Raw genomic sequence first — 21,067 nt, forward strand, 5'->3', positions numbered from 1 at the left:
AATTATAAAAACCCTGATTGAAACACGTGCTTTGACACGCTGCAACGCGGAATGTCAAAGATCGAAAACGTCTTGACGACTTTATCATCATATCTATAATGAGTGCTTACTCACTCATAATCAAGTTTCCCTCGCGTAAACCATCGGATGGCGCGCGTTATCGGGTCAGGATATGAAAAAGCCTCTCTTCATCTGCGTGGTGTTCCTCATGATTATTGCTTCAGCTGCGAGTTTACCGTTTGTTCTGAATGCCGGATTTGGCCAGCCGCCGCAGGGTGCGCAGCTCACGGAAGTGGAGGCTTCTCCGCACTATCGCGACGGGAAGTTTCACAACGCGCTCCCGACGCCTGGCTTTACCGGGCAGCAAAACATGCTGGTGGCGTGGTGGCAGTTCCTGACCCGTAAAACCGAAAACGCTCGTCCGGCGCAGCCGCTGCCGCTGGTGAAAACCGATCTGGCGAGCCTGCCTCTGGAGCAGGATACGCTGGTGTGGCTCGGCCACTCCTCGTGGTATATGCAGCTGGCGGGAAAACGCATTCTGATCGACCCGGTCCTCGGCAACTACGCCGCGCCGTTCTCGTTCCTCAATAAAGCGTTTGCGGGAGAGTATCCGTGGCGCGCGGAGAGCATGCCGGAAATCGACCTGCTGATCATCTCGCACGATCACTACGACCATCTGGACTACGCCACCATCCGGGCGCTGCTGCCGAAGGTGAAGCGCGTCGTTACGCCGCTCGGCGTGGGATCCCACCTGCGCTACTGGGGAATGAAGCCTGAAATTATCGACGAACGGGACTGGAACCAGTCGGTGCACATCAGCGATGCGCTGACGGTTCATGTCCTGCCCGCGCGCCACTTCTCGGGGCGCGGCATTAAGCGTGACCAGACCCTGTGGGGCAGCTTTATGTTTGTCACGCCAGAGCAAAAGGTCTACTACAGCGGCGATTCCGGTTATGGCCCGCACTTTAAGGCCATCGGCGAGCAGTTTGGCGAAGTGGATTTAGCCATCATGGAAAACGGCCAGTACGACCAGGACTGGAAGTACATCCACATGCTGCCGGATGAAACGGCGCAGGCCTCGGCGGACCTCAATGCGAAAGCGGTGGTGCCGGGGCATAACGGACGCTTCGTGCTGGCGAAACACACCTGGAACGATCCGCTGATCCAGCTGGCGCGGGCCAGCAAGGACAAAAATTATCGGCTGCTGACGCCGGAGCTGGGCGAGCCGGTCCGGGTGAGCGATAGCACGCAACAATTTCGTGAGTGGTGGGAATAATGTTGAACCAAGAAACAGAGGGGGAGAGCAGCATGACGATTTCCGCTCAGGTCATTGATACGATTGTCGAATGGATCGATGACAACCTACACCAGCCGCTACGCATCGAAGAGATCGCCCGCCACGCGGGTTACTCCAAGTGGCATTTACAGCGGCTGTTTATGCAGTACAAAGGCGAAAGCCTGGGGCGCTACATCCGCGAGCGCAAGCTGCTGCTGGCGGCGCGGGATCTGCGTGAATCTGACGAGCGCGTGTACGAAATCTGCCTGCGCTACGGCTTTGAATCGCAGCAGACCTTTACGCGCATCTTTACCCGCACCTTCCATCAGCCGCCCGGGGCTTACCGCAAAGAGAACCATAGTCGGGCGCATTGAAATTGACGAAACAAAGGCCGGGTAAGGCATCGCTGCTACCCGGCTTTTTTATTGGCCTACGACGCCAGTGAAAACCAGCGGCGCCAGACGAAACGCAGGATGAAGAATTCGATAGCGCCGAGCAGTAAAAACCACACGCAGAACAAAATGGTGTAGAGCTGGTTCAGATCGACCATATGAAAGGTTTGAACCAGCTTCTGCGCCAGCACCAGACCCAGCGACGGCGCGGGTAGCAGTAAGCAAGAGATCAGGGCCATCAATAAAATGCCCCCCGCAGTCAGCAGCGATTCCAACGGGTGTTTCATCGTAATGTTAATCGTCAGTTAAAAATGTCATTGTCCGGCATCCTTTAACGTAAAGCAATATCAACCCGGCGGCCCTTTTTAAATTAAATAATTCCTTCCCCCGAAGAATAATGCGCGGAAGGAGAATAATTTAATCCTGATGATTAAATTAATATCGCGCTATGTAAATAAATGTCTACATCACGAAAATAATTTTACAAACATATAGGTACTATATCCAATTAACGTCGCAATAACAATGGCTGCGACAATGTATAACGCCAGGCGCCGTCCGCGATAAATACCAAACATGGTTCCCCCTCGTTTAGGATTGGTTTAGAAATATTTTGTAAAAATCAGCTCGTCGAAATAATTTTAATCAATTTTGAATAACCCAGTGGTAAATATATTGCGGTAGATCAATTTTACCCGCAAGACTTTAAAATCAATTTATTTAAGCCAGAAAGGAATTCAGGCTTCTGTTCACCGGAAATTGAAGGAAAAATATGATGACTGAAAAAAAATACTCCCCAAACGTGCCGCCTTCCGGCGGGCTGGCATACCAGCAGACCGCAGAGCAGGTGCTTACCCACGTGCAGAGCCAGGCCAGCGGTCTGGATCGTGCAGAGGCGCAGGCGCGTCTGCAAAAACAGGGTCCGAACGCGCTGCCGGAGAAAAAAGGCAAACCCGCCTGGCTGCGTTTTTTGGCCCATTTTAACGATGTGCTGATTTACGTTCTGCTGGCCGCCGCGGTATTAACGGCGGTAATGGGACACTGGGTCGATACGCTGGTAATTTTGGGCGTGGCGGTCATCAATGCGCTAATTGGCCACATTCAGGAAAGCAACGCGGAAAAATCGCTGAAGAGTATTCGCAATATGCTTTCCAGCGAGGCGCGCGTTATTCGCAACGGCAACCATGAAACCATACCAACGACGGAAATAGTTCCGGGCGATATTATTGTATTGCGCGCGGGGGATCGTATTCCGGCGGATATGCGTTTAATCGAGGCGCATAATTTACGCGTGGAGGAGGCGATTCTCACCGGTGAGTCCACCGTGGTGGATAAACACACGAATCCGCTGAGCGGCGAATTACCGCTGGGCGACCGCACCAATATGGTCTTTTCCGGTACGACGGTAAGCGCGGGCGGCGGCGTGGGCGTGGTCATTGCCACCGGCCAGGATACGGAGCTCGGCCACATCAACCAGATGATGGCGGGCATTGAAAAGCACCGCACCCCGCTGCTGGTGCAGATGGACAAGCTGGGTAAAGCCATCTTCGTCATTATTCTGGCGATGATGGCCGCGCTGTTCGTCTTCAGCCTGATGTTCCGCGAGATCCCGATGGGCGAGCTGCTGCTCTCCCTGATTAGCCTGGCGGTCGCCTCCGTACCGGAAGGTCTGCCGGCGATTATCTCCATCATCCTCTCCCTGGGCGTACAGGCGATGGCGCGCAAGCGGGCGATTATCCGCAAGCTGCCGACGGTTGAAACCCTGGGCGCGATGACCGTGGTCTGCTCGGATAAAACCGGGACCCTGACCATGAACGAGATGACGGTAAAAGCCATCATCACCGCCGACGTCTGCTACCGCGTGGACGGCAACAGCTACGAGCCGGTAGGCAATATCTACCTGGAAGGCAGCGACGAGCCGGTGCAGATCCAGCCGGGCACCGTCCTGGAGCAGTACCTGCGCACCGTTGACCTGTGCAACGACAGCCAGCTGATTCAGGACGAGCGCGGCCTGTGGGGCATTACCGGTGGGCCGACCGAGGGCGCGCTGAAGGTGCTGGCGGCGAAGGCCAGCCTTGAGCCGGTGGCGACCACGCTGGTTAACAAGATCCCGTTCGATTCTCAGTACAAGTACATGAGCACCCACTACCAGATTGGCGGTGAGGAGCAGATTTTGATTACCGGCGCGCCAGACGTCATTTTCGCCCTGTGCAACCAGCAGCAGACGCGTAACGGTGCGCAAGCGTTCAACCGTGCGTACTGGGAAACGGAGATGGAGCGCTATGCGCGTCAGGGGCTGCGCATGGTCGCCGCGGCGTTCAAGCCGGCGAACGGTGGGCAGGAGCTGACGCACGACGACCTGAGCCACGGCCTGATCTTCCTCGGCATCGCCGGAATGATGGATCCGCCGCGCCCGGAAGCGATTGATGCGATTAACGCCTGCCAGCAGGCGGGGATCCGCGTCAAGATGATCACCGGCGATCACCCGCAGACGGCGATGAGCATCGGCCAGATGCTGGGGATCAGCAACAGCGAGCAGGCGGTCACCGGCTATCAGCTGGAGAAAATGGACGATGCCGAGCTGGCGGAAGCGGCGGTGAAGTATGACATCTTCGCCCGTACCAGCCCGGAGCATAAGCTGCGCCTGGTGAAAGCGTTGCAGGATAAAGGCGAAATCGTCGGCATGACCGGCGACGGCGTAAACGATGCCCCGGCGCTGCGCCAGGCGGACGTCGGCATCGCGATGGGCATCAAAGGCACGGAAGTCACCAAAGAGGCGGCGGACATGGTCCTGACGGACGATAACTTCGCCACCATCGCCAGCGCGGTGAAAGAGGGGCGTCGCGTTTACGACAACCTGAAGAAAACCATCCTGTTCATTATGCCGACCAACCTGGCGCAGGGGCTGCTGATCGTGATTGCGCTGCTGGCGGGGAATATCATTCCGCTAACGCCGGTGCTGATTCTGTGGATGAACATGGCGACCTCCGCCACGCTCTCCTTCGGCCTGGCCTTTGAGGCCGCCGAGCGCAACATCATGCGCCGCCCGCCGCGCCAGACCGGGCAGCACGTGATGGATGCCTACGCCGTATGGCGCGTGGCCTTCGTCGGCACCATGATTGCCATCGCCGCCTTTGCGCTTGAAGCCTGGCTGGCCCCGCGCGGGCACAGCGCGGAGTTCATCCGCACCGTGCTGCTGCAGATGCTGGTCTGCGCCCAGTGGGTGTACATGATTAACTGCCGCAACACCGAAGGGTTCTCCCTCAACCGCGGCCTGCTGGCGAACAAAGGGATCTGGCTGGTGACGGGCGTACTGTTCCTGCTCCAGGCGGCCATTATCTACCTGCCGTTTATGCAGATGCTGTTCGGCACCGAAGCGCTGCCGCTGCGCTACTGGTTCGTGACGCTGGCGGTGGCTGGGGTGATGTTCTTCGTCGTCGAAATCGAGAAGCGACTGACCCGCAGTTTCCGTAAGGCTGCATAACGAAAATCTTACTCCTCACCCTAACCCTCGCCCCTTTGGGGAGAGGGCCGGGGTGAGGGGAGAAACAACGCTGAGGTACTCCCATGAAACTTCCACTCCTGTTCGCACTTCTTGTCAGTACCCTGCAACCCGTCTTCGCCGCCGCGGTCCCCGTTCGCGTCGCCACCGTGGAGCAGACCGCCCACGCCGCCGAGCGCCAGATCCCGGGCCGCATCGAAGCCATTCACACCGTTGAACTGCGCGCACGCACGGAAGGCGTGATAACGAAAATCAACTTCCGCGACGGGCAGTACGTGAAAAAAGGCGACGTGCTGTTCGAGCTGGACGACGCCGAGCCGCGTGCCGCCCTGCGTCTGGCGCAGGCCGAAGTGAGAAGCGCCGAAGCCACGCTGCGTCAGGCGCAGCAGCAGCTTTCCCGCTTCGAAAGTCTGGGCAGCAGCAACGCTATCAGCCGTCACGACGTGGACAACGCCCGCATGCAGCGCGACGTGGCGAGCGCCGCGCTGGAGCAGGCGAAAGCCCGGCTCGACACCCGCAGCGTCACCCTGAACTACACCCGCATCACCTCACCGATTGACGGTCGCGTGGGCCACAGCCAGTTCCATGTGGGCAGCCTGGTGAATCCTGCCAGCGGCGTGCTGGTGGAGGTGGTCCAGCTCGATCCCATCCGCATCGCCTTTGCGCTGGAAGAGGGGGCGTTTGCCACCAAAGCCGGACAGCACGCGGATATCAGCGCCATGAAGCAGGCCTGGCAGGCGCTGATCGACAGCAACGGTCAGCGCGTCGGCGGGGAACTGACGTCCGTGGACAACCGCATCGATCCGCGCACCGCCAGCGTGATGCTGCGCGCCGAGTTCGCTAACCCGCGCCACCAGCTGCTGCCCGGCGGCAACGTGAATGTCTATCTGCGTCCGGCGAGCGAGCAGCCGGTGCTGACGCTGCCCGCCGCCGCGGTCCAGCAGAACGGCGACGGGTTCTTCGCCTGGGTGGTTAACGCCGACGGCAAAGCCGAAAGGCGCCCGCTGAACGTGGCCGGGCAGATCGGCCAGCAGTTTCAGATTGCCTTCGGCGTGAAGCCCGGTGAGCGAGCGATTACCGACGGCGCGCAGCGCGTGCAGCCCGGCGCTGCCGTCCAGATACTCAATTAAGGAGCCATCATGCTGACGTTTTTCATCAAACGCCCGCGCTTCGCGATGGTGATTGCGCTGGTCATCACCCTGCTGGGGGCTATCGCGCTGAGGATCATTCCGGTGGAGCAGTATCCGCAGATCACCCCGCCGGTGGTGAATGTTTCTGCCAGCTGGCCGGGCGCCAGCTCGGCTGACGTGGCGGAGGCCATCGCCACGCCGCTGGAGACGCAGCTTAACGGGGTGGATCACATGCTCTATATGGAGTCCACCAGTTCGGATGAAGGTAGCTACAGCCTGAACATCACTTTTGCGGCGGGGACCGATCCGGACCTTGCTGCCATCGACGTGCAAAACCGCGTGGCGCAGGCCGTGGCGCAGCTGCCGACCGAAGCACAGCAAAACGGCGTGCAGGTGCGCAAGCGCGCCACCAACCTGATGATGGGAGTAAGTCTTTACTCACCGAACAACACCCACACGCCGCTGTTTGTCAGCAACTACGCCAGCACCCAGGTGCGCGAGGCGCTGTCGCGTCTGCCCGGCGTGGGGCAGGTGCAGATGTTCGGCGCGCGCGACTACAGCATGCGCATCTGGCTGCGTCCGGACCGCATGAACGCCCTGAACGTGACCACCGATGACGTGGCGCAGGCGCTGCGCGAGCAGAACGTGCAGGGGGCGGCGGGCCAGATCGGTACGCCACCGGTATTCAACGGCCAGCAGCAGACGCTGACCATCAACGGGCTGGGGCGCTTAAGCCAGGCCGAAGACTTTGCCGACATCATTATTCGCGCCGGGGAGATGGGCCAGCTGGTGCGCCTGAAGGACGTCGCCACCATCGAGCTCGGTTCGCGCAGCTACAGCTCGGGCGCCCAGCTGAACGGGCATGACTCTGCTTACCTTGGCATCTACCCAACGCCGTCCGCCAACGCCCTGCGCGTGGCCGACGCGGTGCGCGCGGAGCTGGAGCGTCTCTCGACGCGCTTCCCGGACGACCTGGTCTACGAGGTAAAATTCGACACCACCACCTTCGTTGCCGCCACCATTAAAGAGATTGGCGTCTCGCTGGCGCTGACCATGCTGGCCGTTGTGGTCGTGGTGTCCCTGTTCCTGCAAAGCTGGCGCGCGACGCTGATTGTCGCGCTCGCCATTCCGGTGTCGCTGGTGGGCACCTTTGCGGTGCTCTACGCGCTCGGTTACTCCGCTAACACGCTGAGCCTGTTCGCCATTATTCTGGCGCTGACCATGGTGGTGGATGATGCCATCGTGGTGGTGGAAAGCGTCGAAACCCTGATGGCGGAAGGGCAGAGCCGCACGGCGGCGACCGCGCTGGCACTGCGCCAGATTGCCGGGCCGGTGATTGCTACCACGCTGGTGCTGCTGGCGGTGTTTGTGCCGGTTGCGCTCCTGCCGGGAATTGTGGGCGAGCTGTACCGCCAGTTCGCGGTGACGCTCTCCACCGCCGTCACGCTCTCAAGCCTGGTGGCGCTGACCCTGACGCCCGCGCTCTGCGCGATGCTGCTGCGCCCGCGCCCGGCGAAGCCTGCCGCCATTTTCCGTGGGTTCAACCGTGGGCTGGACGCCACGCGCACGCTTTACACCCGGATAGTGAGCGTATTCAACCGGCGTCCGTGGCTGGCGCTGCTGGCCACCGCAGGCGCGGCGGCGGTGGTGGTGTTCAGCTTTATGTCGATGCCAAAGGGCTTCCTTCCGCAGGAAGATCAGGGCTACTTCTTCGCTAGCGTCCAGCTGCCGGAAGCGGCCTCGCTGGAGCGCACCGAAGCGGTAATGACCACCGCGCGCGCGCTGATCGCTAAAAACCCGGCGGTAGAAGACGTGATTCAGGTCTCCGGGTTTAACATCCTTAACGGCACCAGCGCCTCCAACGGCGGGTTTATCTCCATCATGCTGAAGGACTGGAGCGAGCGCCCGCCGCTGGACGAGGTGATGGGCACCCTTCAGCGCCAGCTGCTGGCCCTGCCGGAAGCGACCATCATGACCTTCGCGCCGCCGACGCTGCCGGGGCTGGGTAATGCCTCCGGTTTCGACCTGCGCATTCAGGCGCAGGCGGGGCAGAGCCCGGCGGAGCTGGAGCGCGTCACGCGTGAGGTGCTGGCGAAAGCCAACCAGCATCCGCAGCTGAGCCGCGTGTTCACCACCTGGAGCAGCAACGTGCCGCAGCTGACGCTGACCGTTGACCGCGAGCGTGCGGCCCGCCTCGACGTGCCGGTGTCGCGCATCTTCAGCAGTCTGCAAACCGCCTTCGGCGGCACCCGCGCCGGGGATTTCAGCGTCAACAACCGTGTTTACCACGTGGTGATGCAGAACGAGATGCAGTGGCGCGAGCGCGCGGAGCAAATCAGCGAGCTGTTCGTGCGCAGCAACAGCGGCGAGCGGGTGCGTCTGAGCAACCTCGTCACCATCACGCCGACCGTCGGCGCGCCATTTATTCAGCAGTACAACCAGTTCCCGTCGGTATCGGTAAGCGGTTCGGCAGCGGAAGGGGTAAGCAGCAGCACCGCGATGGCGGCGATGGGCGAAATTCTGGCGCAGAGCCTGCCTGCCGGGTACGACTACGCCTGGAGCGGCATGTCGTATCAGGAGCAGCAGACCGGCAACCAGGCGGTATGGATTGTGCTGGCGGCGGTGGTGATGGCGTGGCTGTTCCTCGTCGCGCAGTACGAGAGCTGGACGCTCCCGGCGAGCGTGATGCTCTCGGTGCTGTTCGCCATCGGCGGGGCGCTGGTCTGGCTGTGGCTGGCGGGCTACGCCAACGACGTGTACGTGCAGATCGGTCTGGTCTTGCTGATCGCGTTAGCGGCGAAAAACGCGATTCTTATCGTGGAGTTCGCCCGCGCGCGGCGGATGGACGGGATGGCGATTGTCGATGCCGCGCGGGAAGGGGCATCGCGCCGCTTCCGCGCGGTGATGATGACCGCCGTGTCGTTCATCATCGGCGTCCTGCCGATGATGCTGGCGACCGGGGCGGGTGCCCAGAGCCGCCGAATCATTGGCACCACGGTGTTCAGCGGCATGCTGGTGGCAACCGTGGTAGGGATTGTGTTTATCCCCGCGCTGTTCGTGCTGTTCCAGCGCCTGCGCGAGTGGGGCCACGGCCTTACGGACTCGTCGCCCACAGCTCGCAGTGCTTCTGAACCAGAGAAATAAGCGAGCCGCCGTCGGCGATGAAGTCCCGCATGCGCTGCGCCTCGCTCTTGCCCTGCTTTAACAGCAGGGCAATTTCCTTGATGGCGCTCGTTGCGCCGAGCTTCTCGGCCGACGGCGCAACCTGCTCCAGCAGCCAGGCGATATCGTCCGCCACGGTTTTGTGCTCGCCGGTATGCACGTCCGTCAGAACCCCCTCCAGCCCATAGCGACACGCCTGAAAACGGTTAAAGCGGTACAGCAGAAAATCCCGTTCCTGATGCTTATAGGGCCGCGTGGTCAGCAGCCAGTGGGACGTCGCCTGGATCAGCCCGGCGATGTTAATCGCGTGGCCGAGCGTCAGCGGGGTATCCATCACCCGTACCTCGACGGTGCCAAAGTGCGGGCTGGGGCGAATGTCCCAGTGCAGATCTTTAATGCTGTCGATCATGCTGGTAGCGCTCAGGCGTCGGAACAGCCCCTCGAACTCCTGCCAGCTGTTAACCCACGGCATCTGGCCGTTATCCGGGAACCCCGAAAAGATATTGAGCCGCGACGAGGAGAACTTCGTGTCGGTGCCCTGCATATAGGGCGAGGCGGCCGCCAGGGCGATAAAGTGCGGCACGAAGCGCGACAGGCCGTGCAGCAGGTAAATGGCGTCATCCCCGGTCCGGCAGCCGACGTGCACGTGCTGGCCAAACACCGTCGCCTGTAAAATCAGATAGCCAAAGCGCTCCAGCGTGACGTTATAGCGCTCATCGGCGCAAACTTCCTGACGCTGCCACTTCTGGAAGGGGTGCGTTCCGCCGCCGCAGATCTGGATGTGATGCTCTGCCGCCGCGCGCAGGATGCTCTGCTGCATCACCGAGAACTGCGCCGCCGCCTGGTCGATGGTCTCACACACGCCGGTGGCGATTTCGAGCATGCTTTCGGTGATGTCGTGTTTGACTTCACCGCCTTTGATGTCGTCTTTGACGGCAGCGATAAGCGCGGAAGAGTCCTGACTCAGGTCGTATCCAGGCGGATTAACCACCTGGAGTTCAAGCTCGATGCCGAGGGTGTAGGGTTCAGAGGATTTGAAATCAGGTAAAGGCATGGCGCACTCCGTTGTCTGTTGTGTGTTGAGTATAGACAACGACGTGGCGCTCACTTTTCAGGGTGGTATAACTGTTAGCAGGCTTAGCGAAAAGAGGGGTTAACCATGTCTGAGAATCCAGTGATTGCGCTGATTGGTCCCGGTGCGATTGGCACCACCATTGCCGCGGTGTTGCATGACGCTGGCCGCACGCCGCTGCTCTGCGGACGCACCGCGCATCCGGAATTACGCCTGCGTTACGACGAGGGGGAAACGGTTGTGCCCGGTCCGGTATTCACCGAACCGTCCGTCATTACTCGCCCCGCAGATCTTGTTTTTGTGGCGGTAAAAACGACGCAAAATTCCGACAGCGCCGGGTGGCTGCGCGCGCTGTGCGATGAAAATACCGTGGTCTGCGCGCTGCAAAACGGCGTAGAGCAGAAGGCGCAGCTTGAGCCTTTGGTCAATGGCGCAACGGTGCTGCCGTCGGTGGTCTGGTTCCCGGCGCAGCGCGAGCCGGATGCCTCCGTCTGGCTGCGCGCCAAACCGCGCCTGACGCTGCCGGACGTGCACCAGGCGCAGCGGGTGGTCGAAGCGCTTCGTGATACGCGCTGCGCGGTTGAGCTCTCGGAAGATTTCGCCACCGTCGCCTGGCGCAAGCTGCTGCAAAACGCGGTCGCCGGGCTGATGGTGCTGGCCAACCGCCGCGCCGGGATGTTCAGGCGCGAGAATGTCAGCGAGCTGGCGCTGGCCTACCTGCGCGAAGGGCTGACCGTCGCCCGCGCTGAAGGGGCGAAGCTGAACGATGACGTGGCGCAGGAGATTCTGGCGAACTTCCAACGCGCGCCCGTGGATTTGGGTACGTCGATTCTCGCTGACCGTCAGGCGGATCGCCCGATGGAGTGGGATATCCGTAACGGCGTCATCCAGCGCTACGGCCGCAGGCACGGCATTGCGGTGCCCATCAGCGATGTAGTGGTGCCGCTGTTGGAGGCGGGGAGTGAGGGGCCGGGGTGAGCCTGGGTCTGGAGTGAAGAAAAGACCCGGCCGTTGTGCGCCGGGTAGCGTCTCTACTTAGCCTGACGGGCTTTCTCTGCTTTCACCTCTTCCATGGTTGCCTCCAGAATCCAGAGGCACTGAGCACCGTCAAACGTTTCCAGCAGCGCCTGGCGGGTACGCTGATAGAACGCGTCGATTTCTTCGGGGGATTTCTCTAAAGGCGGCGTGCAGACAATATCGCTGCCTACCATGTGCGGCCACTTTCCAGCGTCAATGGTGCGGAGCGCTTTCAGCGTTGCGTTCGTGTTTGTTATGAGCGCTGCGGCTAAGGCGTCCTCCAGCTGTTGCGCCTGTTTGACGTCTGCCGTGGCAGCCAGCGTTGGGGCTTGCGCTATCCAGTTTACATCACCAGAGGCGATTCCATTTAGTGCTGATGGCCAGTCAGTGCTGGCTGCAATGGCTGGGACGGTGAGAGCCGATAGCAACAGAACGATTGAGTATTTCATCGCGCTATTCCCCGCTCGCCGACATCGTTTTTGCACCATATATAAACGGTTATAGACATTTGCTTAAACTCCATTTAAGAAAATCCTAATAAATTCTTCTATTACAGAAAGTTAAATGACAGGGGGACGTTATCGTTTATAAAAAATCCCGTCAATGTTGTCGCAACAGGTATATGAAATAGATACATTTTTGTTGATGCGGATTATGAAAGCCGGAATTTTCAACCGTGGACTGCAAATATTGCCCCTGTTGATTTGTTAAAATTTTTTAATAGCAGATATCAAACAGATCACGGATAGGGAACAAAGAGTCTGTTCTCGCTCAATTCCCCACAAACGCACTCACTGGCAAACCAAAACGCTTCGCCAGCGCCCGCATATGATCCAGAGTCAACGTGCGCTGTCCGTTCAGGATCCGACTCACCAGAGACTTCTTACCAATCTCGTTCTCGAAATCGCTCTGAGTGAGTTGGTACTGATCCATCAGCGTTCGCAATAACGCAACGCCTGACGGAATGCTGGCAATACGCGCGTTAAATTCGGCAAACTCCGGGGATTCATTTTCGTATTTATCGATTTTGGCGGTGAGCATGTCTACCAGCGGATTATCGGGGTCGTGCTCGATCAGATACTCCACCAGTGCCAGCGCATCCTCGTAGTCTTGTCGCGACGGGCTTGAACCCAGGAAAGGGAGCTCGTTTGTCAGAGCGTTTGCCGCTTTGATGGCTGCTGCATAATTCATTCTTTCGTTCTCCGGTAGTAATCCGTGAGCTTGTCATAGTTTGCGTGAGTGCTGATGTGTTTGATGAAGATCTTTCCCCGCTCAAAATCAGCAAAAAACATCACTCTTAAATGCCCGCCTCCCACATTAATGACCCACCATTTTTCCCGGTATTTCATCCTGTCCGGACTGGGGAAGCGCTTTCGCATGTCGTCTGGTGATGGGTAGTGTTACTTTTTTAATACCCACTAAAGATCGTGCAGGGCGAGTACTTGATTAGGAAATTGTCCGGTGACCGTGTCGAAAGGCGCTCTTGAGATTACGTGCATCGCTGTCCTTGTTTCTAGACTGGAAACATTATAGTTGGTGGATGGTGTGTTGACGATTTGGAAACTGAGATGGGAGTGAATTCTCTACATGCTTGTCACAATGAAACTCGTTTATTGAGTGCAGAACTTTTAGGTGATGGTGGTGAGAGATTAAGGTGCCTGGTATGGCTTGGTTTGGGGGATTTGTTTGATTTGCGTGGTGAATTCAGGAATTGCTATCACACATAGTGTGCATGGTGGATGATTGTATTGTTATCAATACAGTATAGAAAAGTGTGATTGGTGGGGGCGGCAACCGTGCTAGAAACGGAAGTTGTACTATGTTTGTTAATGGGGGAAGTAAAGACAAACTACCAATAAAGTAAAGTGGACTAAAACATACGTTATTTTTTTTATGATTAAATTAGATGATTAGACCTAGTTAGACCATAGTGATCAGTATCTAAAAGCACTTTATGTAATGTTTTAAGAAAAATTACACCTTAACTAAAATACTTGGAGCTAACAAAATATGAACTCCTACAAATTCAGAAATAATGATGAGATTGGCAAGTTAGAAGCTGAAACAGATTCTTATCTTGACTCATGCTTTTATGAATCAAATGTGTTTAAAGGAATAATTAATTTTGATTCTTCAGAAAAAAATCCAGACTTCACAAGAAGAATAATTGTAGGTCGTACGGGAAGTGGTAAATCTGCATTGCTAAAAAAAATACTAAGTAAAGGGAATATAAAGATTCATGATACAATTGAAGCGGAAAATACAATTTTTGAACATATTAATAATAATGTTTTTATTTCCGATTTAATATTAAAAGGGATAGATTTAAGAGGCTTTTATAAATCACTTTGGTTGCATGTTTTGCTTATGAAGGTTATCCCAGCAGTCTATAGGTCATCATATCAAAGCTTTTTTGATGAAGTAAAAGCTTTAATTGGAGGGAAGAAAAGACCTTATAAACCAGAAGTGGCTAATGAATACATTGAACAGTTTCGTGAGAACTTTTTTAATGACAAATCGTTGGTTGAAATAAGTAATAAGCTGGAAAGCGATTTATCTTTAAAAATTGGAGGTTCTGGATTAAATATAGGTGGTAAGCTCAGTAATGCGGATGCAACGAAAATTCAATCTGAAACATCAAGTTACGTAAGTAGAGAGCTGCTCTTTAAACAAAAAGAATTAATTAAAATCCTCAAGGAAGAGTTTGCAGATTCGCAGCAAGTTAGAATAGTTATAAGTATAGATGATTTAGATAAATCTTGGTTAAGTACGAGTGTTATAAGATATGATTTTATCAATGCCCTTCTTGAGGCATTCAGAGAATTATTAGATATAAAGTCAGTTAAAGTTCTTATTTCCATCAGGACTGATATTCTTATGGGAATTTATAGGAGTAGTTTGAGGCAAGATGAAAAAGATCAATCTCTAATATATTCCATTTCATGGAATAAAACAGAAATAAGAGAGATTATTGACGCTAGAATTAATTACTTAGTAAAAAATAGATATCAAGCTTCGAAGCTTGTAACAATGAAAGATATATTTGGATTTCACGTCAATGGAATAGGAGCGGATGATTATATCCTAGACAGAACTATGTTGAGGCCACGTGATGCTATAAATTTTGTAAACATATGTCTTTCGGAGTGCGATGGTATAGTTAATTTAAATGAGGACATAATTATGGTTGCCGAAGAAAAATATTATTCTTCAAGGAAAAGAGCTTTGGTGACCGAATGGAAAAGTATTTATCCGTTTATAGAGGAATATTTGGATGCTTTATCGTTGTTATCAATATCAGAGTTTGACTTACCCATACTTCCTCTAGTAGATAAAGAGAAAATATCGCAGCATATCTTTGATAGGCTGGCAAACAATCAAGAAGATGAACATCATATGAAGATAATAATGAACTTTGAGGAGCTACTTAAGGTTTGGTTCACTGTTGGAGTAATCGGAATCAAAAAAACAAGCTCGCTGATTATATACTCATCTTTTGATAAGCCAAACTTAGATATAACCGATATGAAAAGGACATTTATCATTCATCCACTGTTTAATAGATAATATATAAAAATGTTTCAGCTATTGGTCATGTGGAGGCTTGTCATATAAAAAGATCGCGCAGTGTTTCAATCCGATACTAAGCGTGCCCACGCGAATAGCGTATTTGATATTTGAAAAGAAAGGTCTGCTCTTAGCTCTTAAAGGATATTCAACAAACAAAATTGTATTTTGCACAAGGCCGAAATCCTGCTTCTGACTAGCAGTATTCCGGCCTCCCATCACCCGCCTTAGTGCGCCGTTATATAAGGCTCTTTCACAAACTCCGCCAACAGCCAGACCATATCATGCAGCAGCCCGGTCAGTTCTTTCGCCACGCTCGCAGACAACGTCCCGCCCATTACCGCCAGCGTTAACGCCACGGCATAATCCACCTGTAGCGCCGTTTCTTGCCAGCATTCCGGCACGCAGGAGGCGATCTTTTCCCCCGCAATGAGCCGTTCAACCAAATACGGCGGAAGTTCTGAGTCACAACTCTTGCGCAGCCGTTTCAGCGCAGCCAGCAGTCGCTCGCAAAGGGTGGCAAAAGTCACCGCGTCGTCCGTTTCAACCAGCACGCTCACATATGCAGTGCAGGCATCAGCGAGTTCAAAGAGATCCGCAGACTCAGGCAGTTGCAGGTGGAGAAGGTGATGAAGAGCGCTTTCTTCAGTAAGCGCGTAAGAAAATCCAGGGATAGTAGCCATAAGGCATCCTCTTTATGCAAAAAATATTAACCGCCCGATGAGTTCCTACGCTCAGAGGGGGTAGCGCTGACGGAGGTAGGAATACCGTGCATAAAGAAAAACGGCCAGCCTTTCGGCTGCTCCGCCAGCGCCACCGTGATTCTAACGGGATATGCGCTGCCGCGACAAAAAATATCGCTTTATGCTAACGGGTTCCTACGCCCGGCTGCGGATGTGCCGCAACGCAGGCACTTTAAAACTGCGAAGAAGGGATGAAAAGGGATAACCCTGAATTACATAAGGTTGCTTGCAGGTTTGCGAGGCGGCTTCCAGAACGGCATTGCCGGGTGGCGGCTACGCCTGACCCGGCCTACAAAAAAAACCACCCGCGACACGAACCGTAGGCCCGCTTACCCTTCGCTCATCATCGCCAGAAACCGCTTCACCGTCCGCGAACGCTCAAAGCGCCGCCAGCAGAGCGCGATATCGGTATAAAGCTCTGGCGAGCGCAGTGCATGGTAGGTGACATTCGGCGGCGAAATAGCGGCCATGGATTTCGGCACCAGCGCGAACCCGCCGCCGGCGGAGACCATGCTCAGGGAAGAGGAAAGTTGTGAAGATTGCAGCATGTGCTGCATATCGATTCCGGCGCGCTCGCAGCTGCCGTAAACGCGGTCGTACAGCCCCGGTGCGACCTCCTGCGGGAACAGCACCACCGGCGTATCCCGAAGTTCCTCCAGCGCCAGATCGCCGCACGTCGCCAGGGGATGATCGCGATGCAGCGCCACCACCATTGGCTCCCGGTCGAGGATTTTTAATTCGAACACCTTGCTGCTCTCGCACGGCAGGCGCACAAAGGCGATATCCAGCTCCCCCTCCGCCAGCATCGTGGTCAGCGAGGACATGTTGGCTTCCACCTGGTGAACCTGCACTGCCATGTTCTGCACCTGAAACTGGCGAATCAGGGCGAAGATTTTGGGATGGAAAGCGTCGGAGCTGGTGATGCCAATCGACAGATTGCCGTTCAGCCCGCGCGCGATGCCCCGGGCTTTCTCCAGCGCGGCGTCGCTCAGCGCCAGGATTTTACAGGCGTCCTCATAGAAGGCTTCTCCCGCCTCGGTCAGCTCCACGCCCCGCGTCAGGCGCCTGAACAGCGGCGTGCCCACTTCCTCCTCAAGCCGTTTGATCTGCTGGCTCAGAGGAGGTTGTGAAATACCCAGCGCGTTGGCCGCCCTGGTGAAGTGTCGCTCGCGTGCTACCGCGACAAAATAGCGCAGATAACGAAGTTCCATATCAAAAACGTCTCAAACCAGCATGGATTCTATATTGGAACTCTCTGCTGAATCGGGTCAACATTTATTTAACCTTTATAAATAAAGTTGAAGAGGACGAGCATGATGATGCATTCATCTGCATGCGACTGTGAGGCGAGTTTATGCGAGACCCTGCGCGGGTTTTCGGCTCAACACCCTGACAGCGTGATCTATCAGACATCGCTAATGAGCGCCCTGCTAAGCGGCGTCTACGAAGGGGAGACCACCATCGCTGACCTGCTGGCACACGGCGATTTTGGTCTCGGCACCTTTAACGAGCTGGACGGCGAAATGATTGCCTTCAGCAGCCAGGTATACCAGCTGCGCGCCGACGGCAGCGCCCGCGCCGCGAAGCCGGAGCAGAAAACGCCGTTCGCGGTAATGACCTGGTTCCAGCCCCAGTACCGCAAAACTTTCGACGGGCCGGTCAGCCGTCAGCAGATCCACGACGTGATCGACCAGCAGATCCCCTCCGATAACCTGTTCTGCGCGCTGCGCATCGACGGCAACTTCCGCCATGCCCACACCCGCACCGTTCCGCGCCAGACGCCGCCGTATCGGGCGATGACCGACGTGCTGGACGACCAGCCGGTGTTCCGCTTTAACCAGCGCGAGGGCGTGCTGGTGGGGTTCCGTACCCCGCAGCATATGCAGGGGATAAACGTGGCGGGCTATCACGAACACTTCATCACCGACGATCGACAGGGCGGCGGCCATCTGCTCGATTACCAGCTGGAAAGCGGCGTGCTCACCTTCGGTGAAATTCACAAGCTGATGATCGACCTGCCCGCCGACAGCGCGTTTTTAGAGGCCAATCTGCACCCCAGCAACCTTGATGCGGCTATCCGCGCCGTTGAAAACTAACAGGAGTACTACCGTGAACAGTGAGAAACAGTCACGTCAGTGGGCGCACGGCGCCGATATGGTTGTCGGCCAGCTGGAAGCGCAGGGCGTGAAGCAGGTGTTCGGGATCCCGGGCGCAAAAATCGACAAGGTTTTTGACTCCCTGCTGGACTCCTCCATCGAGATCATTCCCGTACGCCACGAGGCCAACGCGGCATTTATGGCGGCGGCAGTGGGGCGTCTGACCGGCAAAGCCGGGGTGGCACTGGTGACCTCCGGACCGGGCTGTTCAAACCTGATCACCGGTATTGCCACCGCCAACAGCGAAGGCGACCCGGTGGTAGCGCTGGGCGGGGCGGTGAAGCGGGCGGATAAAGCCAAGCTGGTGCATCAGAGCATGGACACTGTCGCAATGTTCAGCCCGGTGACGAAATACGCCGTGGAAGTGAACTCCCCGGACGCGATTGCCGAGGTGGTGTCCAACGCGTTTCGCGCCGCCGAGCACGGCAGACCGGGCGGGGCGTTTGTCAGCCTGCCGCAGGATATTGTCGACCAGCCCACCACGGGGGCGATTTTGCCCGCCAGCGGTCCTGCGCTGATGGGCCCGGCACCGGAGTCAGCGATTAACGACGTGGCGAAGCTTATCGAAAAGGCCAAAAACCCGGTCATCTTACTCGGCCTGATGGCCAGCCAGCCCGCCAACAGCGCCGCGCTGCGCAAGCTGCTGGAGAAAAGCCGCATTCCGGTCACCAGCACCTATCAGGCCGCCGGGGCGGTCAATCAGGAGCACTTCACCCGCTTCGCCGGACGCGTCGGCCTGTTTAACAACCAGGCGGGCGACCGGCTGCTGCATCTGGCGGATCTGATTATCTGCATCGGCTACAGCCCGGTGGAATACGAGCCGTCCATGTGGAACAGCGGCGACGCCACGCTGGTGCACATTGACGTGCTGCCCGCCTATGAGGAGCGCAAGTATGTTCCCGATCTGGAGCTGGTGGGGGATATCGCCGCCACGCTGAACCTGCTCGCCAGCCGCATTGAGCACAAGCTTGAACTGAGCCAGCGCGCCTCGGAAATTCTGGTCGATCGCCAGCATCAGCGGGACCTCCTCGACCGTCGCGGCGCATCGCTTAACCAGTTTGCCCTGCATCCGCTGCGCATCGTGCGCGCCATGCAGGACATCGTGAACAACGACGTGACGCTTACCGTCGATATGGGCAGCTTCCACATCTGGATCGCCCGCTACCTCTACAGCTTCCGCGCGCGTCAGGTGATGATCTCCAACGGTCAGCAGACCATGGGCGTGGCGCTGCCGTGGGCGATTGGCGCGTGGCTGGTCAATCCGGGGCGCAAGGTGGTGTCGGTCTCCGGGGACGGCGGCTTTTTGCAGTCGAGCATGGAGCTGGAAACCGCCGTACGCCTCAACGCCAACGTGCTGCACATCATCTGGGTGGATAACGCCTACAACATGGTTGCCATTCAGGAAGAGAAAAAATACCAGCGTCTTTCCGGCGTGGAGTTCGGCCCGGTCGATTTCAAAGCCTATGCCGACGCGTTCGGCGCAAAAGGTTTTGCCGTCGAGAGTGCCGACGCGCTCGAACCGACGCTGCGTGCCGCAATGGATGTCGATGGCCCGGCAGTGGTGGCCATTCCCGTCGACTACAGCGATAACCCGCTGCTGATGGGCCAGCTCCATCTCAGCCAGATTTTGTGAATCAACATAAGGACAGAGAAATGCAAAAAGTGGCTCTCGTAACCGGCTCCGGCCAGGGGATTGGCAAAGCGATCGCGCTTCGTCTGGTGAAGGATGGTTTTGCCGTCGCTATCGCCGATTACAACGAAGAGACGGCGAAAGCGGTTGCCGATGAAATCACCCGCAGCGGCGGGAAGGCTGTCGCCGTGAAGGTGGACGTCTCTGACCGCGAGCAGGTGTTTGCGGCCGTGGAGAAAGCCCGCACCGAACTGGGCGGCTTCAACGTTATCGTCAACAACGCCGGGGTGGCGCCGTCCACGCCGATCGAATCCATCACGCCGGAGATTGTCGACAAGGTCTACAACATCAACGTGAAAGGGGTGATCTGGGGCATTCAGGCCGCGATTGACGCGTTCCGCAAAGAGGGACACGGCGGCAAAATCATCAACGCCTGCTCACAGGCGGGGCATACCGGCAACCCGGAGCTGGCCGTCTACAGTTCCAGTAAATTTGCGGTGCGCGGCTTAACCCAGACCGCCGCACGGGATCTTGCTCCGCTGGGGATCACCGTTAACGCCTACTGCCCGGGCATCGTTAAAACGCCGATGTGGGCGGAGATCGACCGTCAGGTCTCCGAGGCGGCGGGTAAACCGCTCGGCTACGGGACCGAGACCTTTGCCAAACGCATTACGCTTGGCCGCCTGTCCGAACCGGAAGATGTTGCCGCCTGCGTTTCATATCTTGCCGGGCCAGACTCTGACTATATGACCGGCCAGTCTCTGCTCATCGATGGTGGGATGGTGTTCAACTAAATTCTAATAAGCTCTGACATGAGTTTTCCCCTGCCTCCGAGCAGGGGCTTTTTTTTGTCTCCTCCGCCATTGTGCATTACACTGCGCGCTGCAAAACTTTAGTCATTACGATCTGACAGGCGGTAACAGCGATGAACGGTACAATCACAACGTGGTTTAAAGATAAAGGCTTCGGATTTATCAAAGATGAAAACGGCGACAACCGCTATTTTCATGTGATTAAGGTCGCGAACCCCGATCTGATTAAAAAAGACGCTGCGGTGACCTTCGAGCCAACCACCAACAACAAAGGCCTCTCCGCCTACGCGGTGAAGGTGATCCCGGAGAGCAAGCATCTCTATATCGCGGGCGAGCGCGTGAAGCTCACCTCGATCAAATCCTTCGTGGTATTCAGCGAAGAAGAGCCCGTTGAGACCAAAATCGACAAAGAGAACGCGGTGCTGTCGGTGGGGCTACTGATGAACAGCATCAAACCAAAATCCGACAAGAAGCCGGGCGAAATGCGCACGGTGAAGAAGCTGGCGATCACCACCTTCCAGAACACGACGATGATCTTTACCGAAGATGAAATCGACATTGATGCCACGGTGAAGCTGCTGAAGTGATGGTTTGCCGGGTGGCGGCGA

The 21,067-nt window shown here is 56.5% G+C and carries 18 protein-coding genes and 1 pseudogene; 11 read left to right on the forward strand and 8 right to left on the reverse strand.

The window, feature by feature from the left end; all coding sequences use genetic code 11:
- Nucleotides 1-172: 172 nt before the first annotated feature.
- Nucleotides 173-1,276, forward strand: a complete 1,104-nt coding sequence (locus tag OKF39_RS06605; RefSeq protein ID WP_048960930.1) for a RomA family MBL fold metallo-hydrolase — start codon at nt 173-175, stop codon at nt 1,274-1,276.
- 32 nt (nt 1,277-1,308) lie between these two features.
- Complete coding sequence (locus tag OKF39_RS06610; protein WP_028012253.1) at nt 1,309-1,650, forward strand: RamA family antibiotic efflux transcriptional regulator; 342 nt, start codon at nt 1,309-1,311, stop codon at nt 1,648-1,650.
- A 56-nt stretch (nt 1,651-1,706) separates the two neighbouring features.
- Here the strand turns inward: OKF39_RS06610 and OKF39_RS06615 are convergent, their stop codons facing one another.
- Nucleotides 1,707-1,955, reverse strand: coding sequence for a DUF1158 domain-containing protein (locus OKF39_RS06615; protein WP_041910998.1), 249 nt, complete (start codon nt 1,953-1,955; stop codon nt 1,707-1,709).
- A 488-nt stretch (nt 1,956-2,443) separates the two neighbouring features.
- On the opposite strand from OKF39_RS06615, the gene OKF39_RS06620 reads away from it, so the two are divergent.
- The 3 genes from OKF39_RS06620 to OKF39_RS06630 all read left to right on the forward strand — a co-directional run bounded on the left by OKF39_RS06620 (nt 2,444) and on the right by OKF39_RS06630 (nt 9,444).
- A complete protein-coding gene (locus OKF39_RS06620; RefSeq protein WP_479983797.1) occupies nt 2,444-5,152 on the forward strand; it encodes a cation-transporting P-type ATPase in 2,709 nt (902 codons plus the stop codon).
- A gap of 83 nt (nt 5,153-5,235) precedes the next feature.
- On the forward strand, nt 5,236-6,300 hold the full coding sequence (locus OKF39_RS06625; RefSeq protein WP_479983598.1) for an efflux RND transporter periplasmic adaptor subunit: 1,065 nt from the start codon (nt 5,236-5,238) through the stop codon (nt 6,298-6,300).
- 9 nt (nt 6,301-6,309) lie between these two features.
- The gene (locus tag OKF39_RS06630; protein ID WP_479983599.1) at nt 6,310-9,444 is read left to right on the forward strand and encodes an efflux RND transporter permease subunit; all 3,135 of its coding nucleotides are present in this window, start codon (nt 6,310-6,312) and stop codon (nt 9,442-9,444) included.
- Here OKF39_RS06630 and OKF39_RS06635 read toward each other — a convergent pair.
- The gene (locus tag OKF39_RS06635) at nt 9,395-10,516 is read right to left on the reverse strand and encodes a YbdK family carboxylate-amine ligase (protein ID WP_102749852.1); all 1,122 of its coding nucleotides are present in this window, start codon (nt 10,514-10,516) and stop codon (nt 9,395-9,397) included. The two genes, OKF39_RS06630 and OKF39_RS06635, sit on opposite strands and share 50 nt — an antisense overlap.
- A gap of 105 nt (nt 10,517-10,621) precedes the next feature.
- Between OKF39_RS06635 and OKF39_RS06640 the strand changes: the two genes are divergently transcribed.
- A complete protein-coding gene (locus OKF39_RS06640) occupies nt 10,622-11,512 on the forward strand; it encodes an oxidoreductase (protein WP_479983600.1) in 891 nt (296 codons plus the stop codon).
- A 53-nt stretch (nt 11,513-11,565) separates the two neighbouring features.
- Here the strand turns inward: OKF39_RS06640 and OKF39_RS06645 are convergent, their stop codons facing one another.
- The 3 genes and pseudogenes from OKF39_RS06645 to OKF39_RS06655 form a co-directional block, all read right to left on the reverse strand.
- Entirely contained in the window at nt 11,566-12,000 is a 435-nt protein-coding gene (locus OKF39_RS06645) for a hypothetical protein (RefSeq protein WP_479983601.1), read from the reverse strand.
- A 322-nt stretch (nt 12,001-12,322) separates the two neighbouring features.
- Nucleotides 12,323-12,742: a helix-turn-helix domain-containing protein gene (locus OKF39_RS06650; RefSeq protein ID WP_063942770.1), complete on the reverse strand. Its 420-nt coding sequence runs from the start codon at nt 12,740-12,742 to the stop codon at nt 12,323-12,325.
- Nucleotides 12,739-13,050: pseudogene (locus OKF39_RS06655) on the reverse strand (type II toxin-antitoxin system HigB family toxin). Before OKF39_RS06655 ends, OKF39_RS06650 begins: the two are co-directional and overlap by 4 nt.
- Nucleotides 13,051-13,561: 511 nt before the next feature.
- On the opposite strand from OKF39_RS06655, the gene OKF39_RS06660 reads away from it, so the two are divergent.
- The gene (locus OKF39_RS06660; RefSeq protein ID WP_479983602.1) at nt 13,562-15,118 is read left to right on the forward strand and encodes a P-loop ATPase, Sll1717 family; all 1,557 of its coding nucleotides are present in this window, start codon (nt 13,562-13,564) and stop codon (nt 15,116-15,118) included.
- 227 nt (nt 15,119-15,345) lie between these two features.
- Here OKF39_RS06660 and OKF39_RS06665 read toward each other — a convergent pair whose 3' ends face one another.
- The 3 genes from OKF39_RS06665 to OKF39_RS06675 form a co-directional block, all read right to left on the reverse strand.
- Nucleotides 15,346-15,801 carry a hypothetical protein gene (locus OKF39_RS06665; RefSeq protein ID WP_479425642.1) on the reverse strand — a complete coding sequence of 152 codons (456 nt, stop codon included), beginning with the start codon at nt 15,799-15,801 and terminating at the stop codon, nt 15,346-15,348.
- Nucleotides 15,802-15,827: 26 nt separating this feature from the next.
- On the reverse strand, nt 15,828-15,893 hold the full coding sequence (locus tag OKF39_RS06670) for a hypothetical protein (protein WP_230122858.1): 66 nt from the start codon (nt 15,891-15,893) through the stop codon (nt 15,828-15,830).
- A 297-nt stretch (nt 15,894-16,190) separates the two neighbouring features.
- Entirely contained in the window at nt 16,191-17,072 is an 882-nt protein-coding gene (locus OKF39_RS06675; protein ID WP_063449439.1) for a LysR family transcriptional regulator, read from the reverse strand.
- A gap of 105 nt (nt 17,073-17,177) precedes the next feature.
- Between OKF39_RS06675 and budA the strand changes: the two genes are divergently transcribed.
- The 4 genes from budA to OKF39_RS06695 all read left to right on the forward strand — a co-directional run bounded on the left by budA (nt 17,178) and on the right by OKF39_RS06695 (nt 21,046).
- Nucleotides 17,178-17,957, forward strand: a complete 780-nt coding sequence (gene budA, locus OKF39_RS06680) for an acetolactate decarboxylase (protein WP_479983798.1) — start codon at nt 17,178-17,180, stop codon at nt 17,955-17,957.
- 58 nt (nt 17,958-18,015) lie between these two features.
- Nucleotides 18,016-19,650, forward strand: a complete 1,635-nt coding sequence (gene alsS, locus OKF39_RS06685; RefSeq protein WP_226837420.1) for an acetolactate synthase AlsS — start codon at nt 18,016-18,018, stop codon at nt 19,648-19,650.
- A gap of 20 nt (nt 19,651-19,670) precedes the next feature.
- A complete protein-coding gene (locus tag OKF39_RS06690) occupies nt 19,671-20,441 on the forward strand; it encodes a (S)-acetoin forming diacetyl reductase (RefSeq protein ID WP_045631532.1) in 771 nt (256 codons plus the stop codon).
- A 131-nt stretch (nt 20,442-20,572) separates the two neighbouring features.
- Entirely contained in the window at nt 20,573-21,046 is a 474-nt protein-coding gene (locus tag OKF39_RS06695) for a cold-shock protein (RefSeq protein ID WP_028012266.1), read from the forward strand.
- Nucleotides 21,047-21,067 lie beyond the last annotated feature (21 nt).

This window comes from Enterobacter cloacae complex sp. HYC042_NIDB (genome assembly GCF_056673315.1).